Origin of the sequence: Exiguobacterium sp. s141 (assembly GCF_018618085.1) — a bacterium.
Lineage (GTDB): Bacteria > Bacillota > Bacilli > Exiguobacteriales > Exiguobacteriaceae > Exiguobacterium > Exiguobacterium mexicanum_A.
The window spans coordinates 334,789-349,389 of the sequence record NZ_JACSLJ010000002.1 but is presented as its reverse complement, the minus strand read 5'-3'; the positions used below and the strand labels follow the sequence as shown (position 1 = coordinate 349,389).

The 14,601-nt window shown below is 52.2% G+C and carries 16 protein-coding genes; 2 read left to right on the top strand and 14 right to left on the bottom strand.

Annotated features, from left to right (window positions below; all coding sequences use genetic code 11):
* Window positions 1-15: 15 nt before the first annotated feature.
* A complete protein-coding gene (gene rnjA / locus KNP74_RS06315; protein ID WP_214763845.1) occupies window positions 16-1,683 on the bottom strand; it encodes a ribonuclease J1 in 1,668 nt (555 codons plus the stop codon).
* A 221-nt stretch (window positions 1,684-1,904) separates the two neighbouring features.
* Here rnjA and KNP74_RS06310 point away from each other — a divergent pair, with 221 nt between their 5' ends.
* Window positions 1,905-2,681, top strand: coding sequence for a Cof-type HAD-IIB family hydrolase (locus tag KNP74_RS06310; protein ID WP_034777002.1), 777 nt, complete (start codon window positions 1,905-1,907; stop codon window positions 2,679-2,681).
* 28 nt (window positions 2,682-2,709) lie between these two features.
* Here the strand turns inward: KNP74_RS06310 and KNP74_RS06305 are convergent, their stop codons facing one another.
* The 5 genes from KNP74_RS06305 to KNP74_RS06285 all read right to left on the bottom strand — a co-directional run bounded on the left by KNP74_RS06305 (window position 2,710) and on the right by KNP74_RS06285 (window position 8,179).
* Window positions 2,710-3,372, bottom strand: coding sequence for a potassium channel family protein (locus KNP74_RS06305; RefSeq protein WP_034779811.1), 663 nt, complete (start codon window positions 3,370-3,372; stop codon window positions 2,710-2,712).
* A gap of 107 nt (window positions 3,373-3,479) precedes the next feature.
* Window positions 3,480-4,511, bottom strand: coding sequence for a cytochrome d ubiquinol oxidase subunit II (locus KNP74_RS06300; protein ID WP_034777001.1), 1,032 nt, complete (start codon window positions 4,509-4,511; stop codon window positions 3,480-3,482).
* Between the two features lie 14 nt (window positions 4,512-4,525).
* The gene (locus KNP74_RS06295) at window positions 4,526-5,914 is read right to left on the bottom strand and encodes a cytochrome ubiquinol oxidase subunit I (protein WP_034777000.1); all 1,389 of its coding nucleotides are present in this window, start codon (window positions 5,912-5,914) and stop codon (window positions 4,526-4,528) included.
* A gap of 268 nt (window positions 5,915-6,182) precedes the next feature.
* Complete coding sequence (locus KNP74_RS06290; protein ID WP_034776999.1) at window positions 6,183-7,304, bottom strand: N-acetyldiaminopimelate deacetylase; 1,122 nt, start codon at window positions 7,302-7,304, stop codon at window positions 6,183-6,185.
* Window positions 7,301-8,179 carry a transcriptional regulator CcpC gene (locus KNP74_RS06285; protein WP_034776997.1) on the bottom strand — a complete coding sequence of 293 codons (879 nt, stop codon included), beginning with the start codon at window positions 8,177-8,179 and terminating at the stop codon, window positions 7,301-7,303. Before KNP74_RS06285 ends, KNP74_RS06290 begins: the two co-directional genes overlap by 4 nt.
* A 110-nt stretch (window positions 8,180-8,289) precedes the next feature.
* Between KNP74_RS06285 and KNP74_RS06280 the strand changes: the two genes are divergently transcribed.
* Window positions 8,290-8,679 carry a disulfide bond formation protein B gene (locus tag KNP74_RS06280; RefSeq protein ID WP_138859677.1) on the top strand — a complete coding sequence of 130 codons (390 nt, stop codon included), beginning with the start codon at window positions 8,290-8,292 and terminating at the stop codon, window positions 8,677-8,679.
* A gap of 302 nt (window positions 8,680-8,981) precedes the next feature.
* Here KNP74_RS06280 and nadE read toward each other — a convergent pair whose 3' ends face one another.
* From nadE to KNP74_RS06240, 8 genes are all read right to left on the bottom strand, one after another.
* Window positions 8,982-9,797 (bottom strand): ammonia-dependent NAD(+) synthetase, encoded by an 816-nt coding sequence (nadE, locus tag KNP74_RS06275; protein WP_138859678.1) that lies wholly within the window; start codon window positions 9,795-9,797, stop codon window positions 8,982-8,984.
* 117 nt (window positions 9,798-9,914) lie between these two features.
* Window positions 9,915-10,724, bottom strand: coding sequence for a BsuPI-related putative proteinase inhibitor (locus KNP74_RS06270; protein ID WP_240731243.1), 810 nt, complete (start codon window positions 10,722-10,724; stop codon window positions 9,915-9,917).
* Between the two features lie 101 nt (window positions 10,725-10,825).
* Window positions 10,826-11,020, bottom strand: coding sequence for a hypothetical protein (locus tag KNP74_RS06265; protein WP_021066980.1), 195 nt, complete (start codon window positions 11,018-11,020; stop codon window positions 10,826-10,828).
* Between the two features lie 243 nt (window positions 11,021-11,263).
* On the bottom strand, window positions 11,264-12,355 hold the full coding sequence (locus KNP74_RS06260) for a virulence factor (RefSeq protein WP_138859679.1): 1,092 nt from the start codon (window positions 12,353-12,355) through the stop codon (window positions 11,264-11,266).
* 71 nt (window positions 12,356-12,426) lie between these two features.
* Window positions 12,427-12,666 carry a hypothetical protein gene (locus KNP74_RS06255; protein WP_138859680.1) on the bottom strand — a complete coding sequence of 80 codons (240 nt, stop codon included), beginning with the start codon at window positions 12,664-12,666 and terminating at the stop codon, window positions 12,427-12,429.
* Between the two features lie 69 nt (window positions 12,667-12,735).
* Window positions 12,736-13,296 (bottom strand): NADPH-dependent FMN reductase, encoded by a 561-nt coding sequence (locus KNP74_RS06250; protein ID WP_214763844.1) that lies wholly within the window; start codon window positions 13,294-13,296, stop codon window positions 12,736-12,738.
* A complete protein-coding gene (locus KNP74_RS06245; RefSeq protein ID WP_214763843.1) occupies window positions 13,289-14,002 on the bottom strand; it encodes an alpha/beta fold hydrolase in 714 nt (237 codons plus the stop codon). The genes KNP74_RS06250 and KNP74_RS06245 overlap by 8 nt, the downstream gene beginning before the upstream one ends.
* The gene (locus KNP74_RS06240) at window positions 14,002-14,571 is read right to left on the bottom strand and encodes a GNAT family N-acetyltransferase (protein WP_034776985.1); all 570 of its coding nucleotides are present in this window, start codon (window positions 14,569-14,571) and stop codon (window positions 14,002-14,004) included. Before KNP74_RS06240 ends, KNP74_RS06245 begins: the two co-directional genes overlap by 1 nt.
* Window positions 14,572-14,601: the final 30 nt, after the last annotated feature.

Below are 14,601 nucleotides of genomic sequence, written 5' to 3'. Positions count from 1 at the left end.
CTACAGCCCGCTCGGTCATACTTCCATGATGATCGGAAGAACCATTGGGTGTCTTCGTGTTTTTTGTGCCAAGTATGGCGTGAGTGTATCCGAGACGAGTTGTTTCAACTCCGACCACTTCATCTGTTTGTTCGACAACCCTTGCTCGACCGTCTTCTTGAGCAAGCGCTCGCCGTCACGAATCAAGCTGCCCGATTCGCGCATATAGACGAAGCCGCGTGAAATGATGTCTGGACCGGAGACGAGTTTACGCGTCTTGCCGTCAATGCTGATGACGACAACGACGAGCCCATCTTCTGAAAGGATGCGGCGATCGCGTAAGACGATATTGCCGATGTCCCCGATGCCGTTCCCGTCCACATAAACCGCGTTAGCCGAGATTTTACCCGTGATGGCCGCCGAGTCGGCGTCGACCGCGAGCACTTCACCGTTATCCATGATGAAGCTGTTTTCTTTCGGGATGCCGACCGACTCTGCGAGTTCAGCGTGTTTCACCAACATGCGGTACTCGCCGTGAATCGGCATAAAGAATTTCGGGTTCAGCAAACGGATCATGAGTAATTGCTCTTGTTGCGAACCGTGGCCCGACGTGTGGATGTTCGTCAACTTGCCGTAGACGACGTCCGCGCCGGCTTTATACAATTGGTCGATCGTCTTCCCGACCGAGATGGCGTTCCCCGGAATCGGTGACGACGAGAAGATGACCGTATCGCCAGGAATAACTGATACTTGCCGGTGTGTCCCGTTGGCGATGCGACTGAGCGCTGCCATCGGCTCGCCTTGCGAACCAGTACAAAGGATTGCCACTTCGTGCGGCTCATAGTTCCGTAACTGATTCGCTTCGATGATCATGCCTTTTGGCACGTTGATGAAACCGAGCTCTTGCCCAATCGTCATGACTTTGTCCATCGAGCGGCCGAAAATGGCCAAGTGGCGGCCTGTTTCGGCACACGCATCGACGACTTGTTGCAGACGATAAATGTTCGAGGCGAACGTGGCGAAGATGATGCGGCCTTCCGCTTTCCGGAACGTCTCGCTGATCGTGCCACCGACGACTTTCTCACTCATCGTGAAGCCTTCGACTTCTGCGTTCGTCGAATCAGACAAGAGACAGAGCACGCCTTCTTTCCCGATGTCTGCCATCTTCGCGATGTCAGCCGGTTCGCCGACCGGTGTGAAGTCAAATTTGAAGTCACCCGTATGGACGATATTCCCTTGTGGGGTCTTCACGACGACACCGAGCGAGTTCGGAATCGAGTGAGTCGTGCGGAAGAACGAGATGCTCGTCTTACGGAATTTAACGATCGTATCCTCATCGATTTCGTGAAGTTCCGCTTCGCGGAGCAATCCATGCTCCTCTAACTTCACTTTAATCAAGCCGAGCGCGAGCTTCGTCGCGTAGATCGGCAATTTCACTTGTTTCAACAGGAACGGGATACCACCGATGTGGTCTTCGTGACCGTGGGTGATGAACACCCCTTTGACTTTATCTTTGTTTTTAATCAAGTACGAGTAATCAGGGATCACGTAATCGATTCCAAGCAAGTCATCCTCCGGGAACATGATGCCCGCATCGATGACGATAATCTCATCTTGGAATTGAACGACGTACGTGTTCTTCCCGATTTCTCCGAGTCCGCCTAAGGCAAACACAGCTGTTTGGTGGTTCTTTACAAACTTCATTTAATCTCTCCTTACTACAAGTAGTTGATGTTCATCTATGTGATACATAAGTGATTCTCGCTATAAAAATTATGCCTCCGTAAGATTCTTTCTTCATTATAGCTTATATTGTGACAATATTTCACTAATGACGTTAGATTGAGGGCGGTTTCTCAATTTCATGTTATGCTTTTTAGTATAAAACTGACTTCATAAAGACAGAGAAAGCATGGTGAAACAACATGGAAGATAAGAAAGTAGTCTTTTTTGATATCGATGGGACGTTGCTCCACGAAGGATCGTACATTCCACCTTCGACAATCAAAGCCATCGAGCAACTCCGCGCGAACGGCGTCGAGACGTTTATCGCGACCGGTCGCGGTCCAGCGATGCTGTCGGATATCCCCGCGCAAGTCGGGATTGAGAGTTTCGTCTGTTACAACGGACAAATCGTCGTCCATCAAGGTGAGGTCGTCTACCGAAATGCCTTACCGACAGATGCTCTCCACCGCCTGACAACGCATGCCGGTTCGAACGACCACACGCTCGTCTACCTCGGCCAAGATCGGGGCGGAGCGACGAAAGCAAACGACCATGTCGTCGAACAGTCACTTGGAGAACTCGATATGCCAATCCCGACTTACGAACCGAACTTCCATATCGAACAAGCCGTCTATCAGACGTTACTTTACTGTACACCAGAAGAAGAGCATCATTACTTGGACGCGTACGGCGAATTTGATTTCATCCGTTGGCACCCCCACGCCATGGACGTCATCAATCGCGGGGCGAGCAAGGCCGATGGCATTCGCCACTTCATCGAGGCGAACGGGTACAGGCTCGAAAACACGTATGCGTTCGGCGACGCCTTGAACGACTTGGCTATGCTCGAATACGTCGGGACCGGTATCGCGATGGGCAACGCCCGGACCGAGGCGAAAGAAGTTGCCGACTTCGTCACAAAGTCGATTCTCGAGGATGGCATCGAGTACGGCTTAAAACAAATGAAGCTCATCTAAAAAAACGAGAGGCGCGCGCCTCTCGTTTTTATCTAGACCGAAGGGTACGTTCGAGTCGGTCCAAGTCTGTATCTTTGCCGATAATAATCAAGATATCTTCTGGTAGAATCATCTCGTCGGCTTGCGGGGAGATGATGACGTCGTCGTCGCGGCGAACGGCGACGATGTTGACGCCGTATTTAGCACGGAGGTCCAAGTCGATGAGCGACTTGTTCGACAACTTATCCGACGCTTTGATTTCAACGATCGAGTGTTCGTTTGAGAGTTCGAGGTAGTCGAGGATGCTTTGACTCATCAACCCGTTCGCGATCCGAACACCCATGTCGCGTTCCGGGTGGACGATGTTATCGGCTCCGATGCGGCGCAACACTTTCTCGTGATAATCGTTCGTCGCCTTCACGGTAATGATTTGAACGCCGAGCTCCTTCAAAATGAGCGTCGTCAAAATCGAGGCTTGAATGTTTTCCCCGATCGCCACGATGACGTGCTCAAAGTTACGAATGCCGAGACTCTTCAATACGTTCTCGTCTGTCGTATCCGCGATGACCGCATGTGTCGCCAATCCCATAAACTCGTTGACGCGTTCTTCATCGGCATCGATGGCCAACACGTCATAACCGTTCGCCGACAATTCACGAACGATCGAGCCGCCAAACCGTCCTAATCCGATGACTGCAAATTCACCTGTCATAATTTCATACATCCCTTTCCTACGCTGTTTCTGTTCCCGATTCTTCGTACAGTGTAACCGATTCCCTCCAAAAAAACTATACAAAAAAAGACCGGAATCATCCGGTCTTATGCTTTACCACTCGAACGCTTTCCGCGTACATAGTCATTGTCGAACAAGAACAGGCGAAGTAAGAGATACAGCGCCGGTACGAGGAGGAGCAATCCGAGGATGAAGACGACGACGAGTGCGACCGCCATCGATTCGTTGACGACGCTTCCGTTGATGTCGATGTACGGATAAAGGATATATGGCAAGTGCGTATAACCATATCCGAACCAAGCCATGAAGAATTGACCCATGACCATCAAGAAAGCGAGGCCGTAGTTCCGCTTCAAGTAGACGAATGAAACCGCTACGACGAAGAAGATGAAACTTGCGGCGAACCACCACCAGTTGCCTGCCAAAATGCTCTCATAATGCCAAGCCGCCTGCGACTTCAACCCGAAGAAGACGAGGCCCGAGGCAATAATCGTCGGCACGCTCCAGAACAAGGCCCACTTCCGAACGAGCGGGACCGCTTGAACGTCACGCGCTTTGTCCGCGTAGAATAAAAGGAACATAGCACTGATGTAGAGCACCGACACGATTGCCAAGAAGACAACGGTCCATGAGTAGAAGTTGGTGAACAACTTCATGCCGTCAAAGAAGACGCCGGACTCGGTCTCATTGATGAATCCGCCTTGACTGACCGTGAGGACAGTCGACATCGAGGCTGGGATCAAGAGGCCGGTTGCCCCGTACAAGAACATGTAAAACGTGCTCTCTTTTGAACCGTAGTTGGCGAACGCATAGAAGCTCCCGCGAATCGCCAACAAAATCAAGACGACCGAAGCCGGAACGAGAAGTGCTGTCCCGTAATAGTAGGCCGTATCCGGGAAGAACCCGACGATTCCAACGAAGAAGAAGACGAAGAAGACGTTCGTCACTTCCCATGTCGGTGACAAGTACCGCTGAATCAGACGGTTGATCATGTGGTCACGCTTCGTGTACTTACTATAGAAAGCGAAGAAGCCGGCACCGAAATCAATCGATGCGACGATGAGATAGCCGTACAAAAACGTCCATAGAACGGCAATCCCTAGTTCTTGAATCTGCATGTCATACCCTCCGATCACACTTCATCCGCGAACATCGCTTCACCGCGATGCTCCGATTGTTTTAGTTCTTTCCCTACTGGGTTGTCCTTGAACAGACGAGTCAAGACGAGCACCGTGACTACGCCAAGAACTGCATACAGGATCGCAAAGGCGATAAGCATCCAACCGACGTTCGCTGATGTCGTGGCCGCTTCACTCGTGCGCATCAAATCATAAAGCGCCCAAGGTTGACGACCGAACTCGGCGAAGAACCAGCCGAACTCGATGGCCATCATCGCGAGCGGACCACCCGCTGCGATGGCGATGAGCATCGGTTTACTGAATTGCGGTAACCGCTTGATGTAGCGTCCGAGGACGAACAAGAACGAAATCAGTGCGAGGAGCATCCCGATCCCGACCATCGCATCAAACAGATAGTGGATGAATAGCGGTGGCTGGTCTTCTTTCGCGAATTCATCAAGACCTGTTACCTCGTAGTTCGGTACGCCGCCAGCTAAGATGGACAAGGCGTATGGAATCTTCAAAGCGCCACGTACTTCGTAACCGCCTTCCCCGTCTTCCTCGAGCCAGCCGCCTAGGATAAGCTCAGCTTCCGAGGAGGTTTCAAAGTGCCACTCCGCAGCCGCTAATTTGTCCGGCTGGTACTTCGCCAAGTATTTCCCTGAGAAGTCCCCGACAAGAGCAGTCGCGATTGCGAAGATGAGTGCGACGGTCATCGTCAAGCGTAGTCCTTTTTTGTGATACTCGATTGACAACTTGTCGAGCTGGTTCCGTCGCTGACGGAGCAGCTGGACGGCCGCGATCGCCGCAAGGATGAACGCCGACGTCAAGATAGCCGACGTCAAGACGTGTGCCATTTTCGTTGGCATCGCTGGGCTGAACATCGCTTCAAGCGGGCTCACGTTGGCAAGCCGTCCGTCGACGATATCAAATCCGACCGGTTGGTTCATGAAGCTGTTCACGGTCGTAATGAAGAAACCTGAGAACAAGGCACCGACCGCGACCGGAATCCCGAGAAGCATATGGTGCCACGGGTTTTTAAATCGATCCCACGTGTACAAATAAATTCCGAGGAAAATCGCCTCAAAGAAGAACGCGAACGTTTCCATGAACAATGGGAGTGCAATCGTTTGACCGGCTACCCGCATCAAGTTCGGCCAAAGTAAGGACAGCTGAAGCCCGATTGCCGTACCCGTCACAACACCGACCGCTACTGTGACAACATAGCCCCGTGACCAACGACGGGCCATCAAGGTATATTTCGGATCTTTCTTTTTAATGCCTAGAAACTCTGCCAATAAAATTAAAAGTGGAACCCCGACGCCGATTGTGGCAAAAATCACGTGGAAACCCAACGTGAGTGCCGTTAACGCCCGGCTCATCAGGACAGGATCTTGAAACATCTATTGATTACCTCCTATCTCTCTCTAGCGCTTTAAACCAATGTCTATCGCGCAACATCACAGATGATTTCCCTTGGATACCCTTATCATAATGATTTTATATAGCGCTGTAATGTCTCAATGCTTGAGTTCGCAAAATGTTCACATTTGAGCATGATTAACAATATCGACGCTTTACAAGTCTTATTTACTTCCCGAATTTTTAACCGTTCACGCACAATTCAACACATTTCGCACAAAAAAGCGGACACCGTCGTGTCCGCTCCCTTCATTTAATGATCGCTGTTCGAAAGAAATGATCGAACAGCTCGATGGCGACATCGATCGCCCGCTCGTCCGGATTGAGCGTTGATTGATGGAGCCCTGAACCCATATCGTTCACGCCGAGCCAGACCATGAAGCCCGGTACTTGCTTCAACATGTAACCAAAATCTTCGCCGGTCATGGCGGGGACACACGTCTTGTACGAATACCCGACTTCTTCGACTACTTCTTCAAACTGGAACAAATAACGTTCGTCATTGACGACCTCGTGATAGCGATTGCCGAACTCAAGGTCGATTTGAACGTTATACGTCATCTCCACTCCGGCGATGATTTGACGGATACGCCCTTCGAGCACGACCATCTCCTTATCCGACAGCGCACGGATCGTCCCGTCGAGTTTCGCCGTATCGGCGATGATGTTCTCTTTCGTCCCGGCCGCGACCTTACCGATCGAGATGACAGCACTTCCCATCGGATCGATGTTCCGTGAGATGACCGTTTGAAGTTGCATGATTAAGGCAGCTTGGACGATCACGGCGTCAATCCCGGCATGCGGGAAGGCCCCGTGCCCGCCTTTTCCGTGAATCGTCAGATGCAGTTCACGCGCACTCGCGAACAAGACACCCGGGCGCGAGGCGATCGTGCCGACCGGATATTCCGGAGCCACATGAAGGCCGAACATCGCATCGGGGCGGAAATGATAGAACAGTTCCGACACGGCCATCGGCTCGGCACCGCCCGGACCTTCCTCTGCCGGTTGGAAAAAAATGACGAGGTCGTGATCGAGCGGCTCCTCAACGGCACGTTTGATCAACCCAAGGGCAATCGCCATGTGAACGTCGTGGCCACAGGCGTGCATCATCCCTTCATGGACCGAGGCGAACTCAAGTCCTGTCTCTTCTGTGATCGGCAAGCCGTCCATATCGGCTCGGTACCCAATCGTCTTCTCACCGACAAGACCATCGACACGGACGAACAGACCGGTGCGCCAGTGTGAAATATGCACCCGTGGCGAGTTCAAGGAACGAATCAACTCCTCAAGCGTCGCCTGTGTCTTGAACTCTTCATAACCTCGTTCTGGAATCAAATGTAACTGCCGTCTTGCTTCAATTGCCCAACTCATTCCACACTCTCCTTTGTCACTTCATCCACGATTTCCCAAAATGCCTTCACTTGCGCCAACTCGAGCATCGATTCGGTCGACAACATCCACGTATCTCGGACGAGCGGTGTCCCGTTCGACGAGGTGAGCGGAATCTTATTGATCGCCTCGACATCGCGGATCGTCGACTCCGGCAAAATCGCGAAGCCGATTCCATGGAGCGCCATCTGTTTGCACGTCTCAATCTGATCAACGACGAGCGTTGTCAGCGGCGGGCTCGAGAATCGTTCCTGCCACCATTCGAGAATCTCTTGATAATAGGTCGAGTCGCTCTTGAATTGAATGAATGAGCGCTCGTTGTTTTTTAATTGTTTCAAATCGGTCATCCGCATATCGACCAAGTGGAGCGAATCTGAGAACAGTTTCATCTTCTCGCCGCGCCAGTCAGGGTTCCCCCGGATGATACCGATATGAAAATTTTCTTCTAGCATATAGCGCATCATCTCGCTTGACCAGCCCGTCACGAGTTTGACCCGGACCGACGGATACCGCTCCATGAATCGTTTCAAGACGCGGGGCAGCCAATACTGTCCCATGATGGACGCGACGGCGATTTTTAATGTACCGTACACCTCACCTTGTTGCGCCGTCAACTCCCCACGCAGCTCCTGTTCTTCGCTGTACATCTTCTTTGCGAAGTCGATGATTTTTTCTCCGTCTGGTGTGAGCGCGAGCCCGCGCGTCGAACGGACGAATATCTTTTTACCCCATTGGTGCTCGATCGTGACGAGACGTTGACTGAGCGCGGGCTGGGAGACGAATAACCGCTCCGCTGCTTTGCGCATGTTCAATTCCTCGGCGAGGACGATCAATACTTCCACTTCTGATACTTGCATGACGTCACCTGTTTCTCTATCGTTTCAAAGATTGTATACTGGATACGTTATTGCTTCACTGTATCATATCATGTTTATCGATTAGTTTTGAATCGTCAGGAGGAAATCAGATGCAACGTCATCATTTTGCCTTTATTGTCGCCACCATCGCGACGCTCGGCAGTCTTTATTTCTCGGAAATCATGCTTTACGTGCCATGCAAGTTATGCTGGTTCCAACGCATATTTATGTATCCGCTCGCCATCTATTATTTGACGGTTATGGTCTCAAACCGTGCTGTGAACAAATTGTTCGTCGGTCTCATGGCCGGGGCGGGTTGGGCGATTGCCCTCTATCACGTCGTTCTCGAACGCATCCCGAACGGCGACGCGTTCTGCAGTAACGACTGTTTGATTCGTTGGGTGAACTATTTCGGGTTCATCACGATCCCGCTGCTCAGCTTGATCGCGTTCACGCTCATCTTGCTCATCCAATTCATGCCGACACGCTCGAAGCGCTAATACGTGATACACAAAAGAACCGGTCTAAGGATCGGTTCTTTTGTGTGATTAAATCGCGCGTCCTTTTCGGCGCCCATGCTTTCCGCGGGCAATCACGGTGCCCCATCGCGACGGTCTGACTGTCCAGTGCCAAGGCCGGCACCCGAACTCCTAGGGGAGAGCGATGCAAGGATGACCCCGTAAAGCGCGATTCGCGCTGCGGAGGCATCGCATCGCCCCAGGAACGGAGGGTGCCGGCAAAGGCAATACAGAACTTGGCTCATCATACAAAAAGAACCAACCCGTGGGCTGGTCCTCTATGGTCACTGCCACCACTCGTCGTAGAGCGAGGCTGGCATATGATGCTTATGGCGCGACCGCTTGAAGATCGTCTCGATCCGCTCGGCGATGGCCGGGTCGATCTCTTTGCCTTCTAAGTAGTCATCGAGCTGATCATACGTCATCCCGAGAGCGACCTCGTCCGGGAGTCCCGGCTTGTCATCTTCTAAGTCAGCCGTCGGCACTTTATAGATTAAACTCTCATGCGCTCCAAGTTCATGGAGTAATGCCTTGCCTTGGCGTTTGTTGAGTCCGGTGAGCGGCGTCAAGTCGGCAGCCCCATCGCCGTGCTTCGTGTAAAAGCCCGTCACATATTCAGCCGCATGGTCCGTACCGACGACGAGCGCGCCGAACGTGGCGGCGATGTCATATTGAACTTTCATCCGCTCGCGTGCTTTCGTATTCCCTTTATGGAAGTCACCGAGTTCAAGACCGGTCGCTTGTGCGAACGCTTCAGCCGAGGCGTCGACGGCCGGCTTCACGTTGACCGTGAACGTCTTGTCCGGACGGATGAATTCGAGGGCGCGCTTCGCATCCGCTTCGTCATGTTGTTCCCCATACGGAAGACGGACGGCGTAGAACGTGTACTCCGCGCCCGTTTCTTGACGCAACTCTTCCATCGCCTGCTGACAGAGTTTACCGGCGAGCGTCGAGTCCTGTCCACCCGAGATGCCAAGGACGAGCCCTTTCGCCCCGGCCCGTTTAACATAAGCCTTTAAAAAATCGGTCCGAAGACGAATTTCTTCGGCCGGGTTAATCGATGGTTTGACATGTGTCGATTCGATAATATGTTGCTGCATACTCAACTTCCTCCCTAACTGATATCGGTTTGCCTAATTGTCTGACAATCTGGCGGTGTCGTCAACTTGTTTCATTCCCGAAAAAAAACGACGGAAACCTCAGTTTCCGTCGTTCGCTTATTGGATGCGGAACGAGGCTACGTCTCCGCCAATCGGTGTCATCTCCAAGAACAGCGTTTTCCCGGCCGGAGGTTCTTCGTCCAATAGAGCGCCGAACGTAAAGCCGCCGCTCGTCACTTCTGCCGCGCCTTGAGCATACAGGTTATGACCGTCCGACACACTCCACTCAAACTCTTCGACGTCCGTGTAGCCAGACACGTCGATCGCGTTACCGTTCAGTTTGATGGCGACATCGCGGAACGCACCGTTCGTTTGGGCCGGCTGATCGCTCGGCTCTTCCGTCGGCTCTTCCGCCGGTTCTTCGCTCGTTCCCTCTTCTGCCGGTGGCTCCGCCGCTTCGACCGTCAATGTCTGTTGATCCGTGACCGCCATTTCAGGTGCACCGTCGACTTGGGCCAGTCCGACGAAATCGACTGTATAGTCCCCGGCTTCGAGCGTGAGCGGGAACACTTCATCGAACACTTTCTTCTCGCCTGGTTCCCACGTCTCTTCGATAATCGATTCCGTGAACATATATTCACTGCCGTAATCGAAGACGGTCGTATCACCGTTCATCACCGTCATCTGAAAGCGTTGCGACGAATTGAACGTCACGTTGACGGGCTCCTCGTTCGGATTCGTCATCGACACCGTCGTCGACAGTTGTTTCGATTCGGCATCGTAGCTCACGTCCGTATCGAGCGTCAATAAAGCAGGCGGTGTCGACGCGGTGTCGTCCACATCGCTCGGGTTCGCTTCTTCTTTGCTGCACGCCGCCACAACCAATATCATCGCCGTGACGATGGCCAATAACCAAGTCTTCTTCACGTATCCCACTCTCCTCTGAAAAATAAAAAAAACGTCTATAGCACTAGTGTAAACGTTCGTGCAGACGTTTGTAATGGGTTTACGTATATTATTCACCTTTATTATGAAACTTGGACGTTTTCCACGTACTGTTGCCAACCAGTCATGAACAACGCGTCGGCGACGTCGATGTCGGAACGAACTTGTGCAGAGATCGAGAACGTCTCACTGTGAATCGACTCAAAGATGACCGTGATCATACCATCGACGACTTCCTTATAGGCTACGAGTTCTGGGGTTTCTGCAAAAAGCATCATGAGTATGGCTCCTTTGTTGGTATAAGATATGTTTAGTGTATCAACGATTCGCAAGGAAAAACGTCCCATCGTTCGACAGGCCAAAAGACCCGTTTACCCAACTGTCGAATAACTGGTATCGATTGTTAGTCATTTGGATGAATTATCAAATTGAATACGAGAAAAGAGAGACGAATCGCATGAGGATTCGTCTCTCTTCCCTGTAACTGTAAAAAAATTAAATATTTGTTTGTCGAATGATTGTTACTTCGTTCGATTCGAAATTTGTTGCCACACCGTCCCAAGCGCTGTCTCTCCACTCGTGATTCGCTCCTTCGCGAGACGAGCTTGAAGGGAAACCTCGAACTCGCGGTCGTCCTCGGCAATTTTCAATGCCGGCACCGCTTGCTCATCTCCACAATCGAACAAGAACCGGGCGGCCCGCCAACGGACAAGCTTGCTCTTATCTTTGAGCGCCTCGATCATCGACGGCTGCGACTGCGGCAACGCCCAATCCGATACCGTATCGCCGGCCGTACGACGGACGATCGGTGACGAGTCCACGAGCGCCTGTTCGATATACGTGACGTACTCTTCGCGGTTCTCTTCGAACATGCCGATCATGACGACCGCTTGTCGACGGATCGCCATCACTTTATCCTCGAGCGCACGGCGGAAGTACACCATGTTGTCCGGAACGATCTCGAGTTCGTCCAAGAACGCCAATCGCGCTTTCCAATCGTCTGATTGCAACTGGTTCGCATTCGCTTCATAGTCGGCTTCCCGGCCGAACGCACGGGCGACGATGCGCGCGACCCGTTCTTCGGGATAAGCCGCCTCGAGTTCTTCTTGCGCGACGACGCTCACGTCCTCGAGCTCTCCGTAACGCGGAGCTTGCTCGACCCAACGCCGGTCTTGAATGACGTTTTTCACTTGTGCTTGCACGTCGAGCGCAGCGTCGACGAACCTCTTCGACAGACCGACACGTTTTTCGGTGTCACCTTTGACGAGTTTTAACTGCATCGGGACGTCGAGTACGAACTGGACCGATACGTGGACCGGTTCATAGTCCGCCGCCATCTGGTTCGCCTCGACTTCCGGGACGTCTTCCCCGAACGCGCGACGAATCTCGTTCATAACGTCGTGCCAATCATGTTTTGGATGGCGTTCGACGGCGAGGAAGTCGGAAACCGCATAGACCGACTTGACCCCTCGCAACCCAACGATGTCCTCGATAATCGGAGGCATGTCACGGCTCGCCTTGTCATACGTGACGCCTCGGCCAGTGAAAGCCGGCTCCACGATAATCTTCAAGTTATTTGGACTTGGAGTTGGTTCAATTGCTACTAGTTTCATCCTCATCACCTCACCTTCAATCGTGACGAAAACGACAAAAAAACGCAAGCGAGTCGCTTGCGTCGTGAACATCAAAATAGGGCGATGAACTGTTGGAGCGAATAACGATCCCCTTCGACGATGAACGTATCGTCCCCGGCGACCGGTTCGAGGAAGAAACGTTTCTCTCCATCGGCCTTAACGTATCCGAAAATATGGCCCGTCTGATAGAATAATTCCACAATCGTGATCCGGCCGAACGTCATCCCGTCATTGATGACTGCCCGGTCCTCTAACTCGCCGCCATTGTACAGTTCAATATACGTTTCCATTTTTGCTGTCGCTCCCTTTGTGTTTGTTTTCACAATTCATTTCTATCAAACAATCAGGGCGACTTCAAGTTAATTTTTTGCTTGACGCTTCCAAAATTCAATCCAATTGTAATACTCCGATAATACTCGGTCGATTTGTTGCCGCGACTTTTCATCATGCAATCCAGTATCATCAATCTTTTCTTTACAATGCGTGATAAAGATTTCATTTCCTGGTAAAACGTTAGCGCGATTTGTGGCAAATACTTGACGGAGATGAATTTGACATCGCGCCGTCCCGAGCATGCCCGGAGACGCCCCGGCAATCATGACCGGTTTCTCACGGAGCGGCGTGCCTGGTTCGAGCGACAGCCAATCGATTGCGTTCTTCAACACACCCGGGATGCTGTGGTTATATTCCGGGGTGACGACGAGCAGACCGTCCGCCTCACGCACAGCTCGTTTGAAGTCGCGCACGACTTCGGGTTCATCCGGGTCGATCAAGTCGCCGTTATAGAGCGGCATCTCAATCGAAGCGATTTCGACATCGAAGCGGTCACGGCCGAGCTCGATAATCGAGTGGAGCAACGCCGTATTGAACGACGCTTTCCGAAGACTCCCTGACACGGCGACAAGTTTGAATTTAGACATGTCGCACCTCCTTAAGCCAATCGTTGATGAGTCGCGCTTCTAATTCAGGCTCCTCCATCATCCCCATATGGCTGCTTGGGACGGTTTGTTTCGTGTGATGTTCTGCGCCTAAGAAAGCACGATCCGCGCCCATGTTCGGATCCTTGTCCCCATAGAGGAATAGTCCGGGCAATCCCGTTTCACGCACGGTCTCCGTTTCGTCGGCCCGATCGCGGATCGCGAGCTGGGCAGACATGACCCCTTCCTTCGACATCTCATACCCGATTTGTTTCGCGCGTTCAATCAAGTTAGTGTCGGAATTAGCCGCAAACACGCCGGGAATCATCGTATCGATGAACGGATGGACCCCTTCTTCCATCACTCGTTCGATCGCTTGATTGCGTTTGGCTTTTGCTTCTTCCGGGTCAGCCGCTGCCGTCGAGTGGATCAAACCGAATCCCGACAACTCGGTCGGATAACGGCGGACGAGGTTTGTCGTGATGTAGCCGCCGAATGAATGGCCGAGCACGATCGGCCGGTCGAGTTCTCGGAGCCGCATCTCGGCGACCACCCAATCCGCGAACTGGTCCATCGTCTCAGGTCCTGCTTCGGTTCCAGCATGACCTGGCAGCGTCAGCGCATATACTTCCGCATCAAGCAACGGGATAAGTTCCTCAAAGTAGTCAGGTGACCCACATAAACCGTGTAACAGCACAAGTTGTCTCATCATCTTTCCTCCCTCTCATTCCATTCCTCTTTCAAGAGACGATACATCGTCAAGTCCATGAAACGGCCATGACTATAGGCATAATCATGAAGTAGCCCCTCTTCCGTGAATCCAAGCTTCTGCACCAACCGGTTCGACCCTTCGTTTTCCGGGGCGACGAGCGCCGAGATGCGATGAAACTTGAACTCGTCGAACCCGTGCCGGATGACGGCCGATGCCGCCTCATGCGCGACGCCGCGACGCCAGTGGTTCGGCGCAACCTCAAAGCCGATCTCGGCACGAAAGTATTGGGGCGTCCAGTTATGAAAGCCGATGGTCCCGACCAGTTCGTTCGTCTCACGGTCGCAGATCGCCCAGCGGATCGCTTTGCCTTGTTGAAACTGGTCTTTGAAATAAGCGATAACGTTCTTCGCCTCATATACGGCCAATAAAGGGTCAGACCCGTAATAGCGCATCACTTCCTCGGTCGAGAGAATCACATAGAGCGCCCTCGCGTCACGGGGTTCGAGTTCTCTTAAGATGAACCGACTCGTTATGAGTTCAGGAAAACTTTTTTTCAACCCCCACATATGGAATCCGCCTTTCTGCTTCTTTTCCTC

Excerpts from the sequence above, each read along its gene's own strand:
- rnjA (WP_214763845.1), bottom strand. The coding sequence starts at position 1,683 with ATGAAGTTTGTAAAGAACCACCAAACAGCTGTGTTTGCCTTAGGCGGA.
- KNP74_RS06310 (WP_034777002.1), top strand. The coding sequence starts at position 1,905 with ATGGAAGATAAGAAAGTAGTCTTTTTTGATATCGATGGGACGTTGCTC.
- KNP74_RS06305 (WP_034779811.1), bottom strand. The coding sequence starts at position 3,372 with ATGACAGGTGAATTTGCAGTCATCGGATTAGGACGGTTTGGCGGCTCG.
- KNP74_RS06300 (WP_034777001.1), bottom strand. The coding sequence starts at position 4,511 with ATGCAGATTCAAGAACTAGGGATTGCCGTTCTATGGACGTTTTTGTAC.
- KNP74_RS06295 (WP_034777000.1), bottom strand. The coding sequence starts at position 5,914 with ATGTTTCAAGATCCTGTCCTGATGAGCCGGGCGTTAACGGCACTCACG.
- KNP74_RS06290 (WP_034776999.1), bottom strand. The coding sequence starts at position 7,304 with ATGAGTTGGGCAATTGAAGCAAGACGGCAGTTACATTTGATTCCAGAA.
- KNP74_RS06285 (WP_034776997.1), bottom strand. The coding sequence starts at position 8,179 with ATGCAAGTATCAGAAGTGGAAGTATTGATCGTCCTCGCCGAGGAATTG.
- KNP74_RS06280 (WP_138859677.1), top strand. The coding sequence starts at position 8,290 with ATGCAACGTCATCATTTTGCCTTTATTGTCGCCACCATCGCGACGCTC.
- nadE (WP_138859678.1), bottom strand. The coding sequence starts at position 9,797 with ATGCAGCAACATATTATCGAATCGACACATGTCAAACCATCGATTAAC.
- KNP74_RS06265 (WP_021066980.1), bottom strand. The coding sequence starts at position 11,020 with ATGATGCTTTTTGCAGAAACCCCAGAACTCGTAGCCTATAAGGAAGTC.
- KNP74_RS06260 (WP_138859679.1), bottom strand. The coding sequence starts at position 12,355 with ATGAAACTAGTAGCAATTGAACCAACTCCAAGTCCAAATAACTTGAAG.
- KNP74_RS06255 (WP_138859680.1), bottom strand. The coding sequence starts at position 12,666 with ATGGAAACGTATATTGAACTGTACAATGGCGGCGAGTTAGAGGACCGG.
- KNP74_RS06250 (WP_214763844.1), bottom strand. The coding sequence starts at position 13,296 with ATGTCTAAATTCAAACTTGTCGCCGTGTCAGGGAGTCTTCGGAAAGCG.
- KNP74_RS06245 (WP_214763843.1), bottom strand. The coding sequence starts at position 14,002 with ATGAGACAACTTGTGCTGTTACACGGTTTATGTGGGTCACCTGACTAC.
- KNP74_RS06240 (WP_034776985.1), bottom strand. The coding sequence starts at position 14,571 with ATGTGGGGGTTGAAAAAAAGTTTTCCTGAACTCATAACGAGTCGGTTC.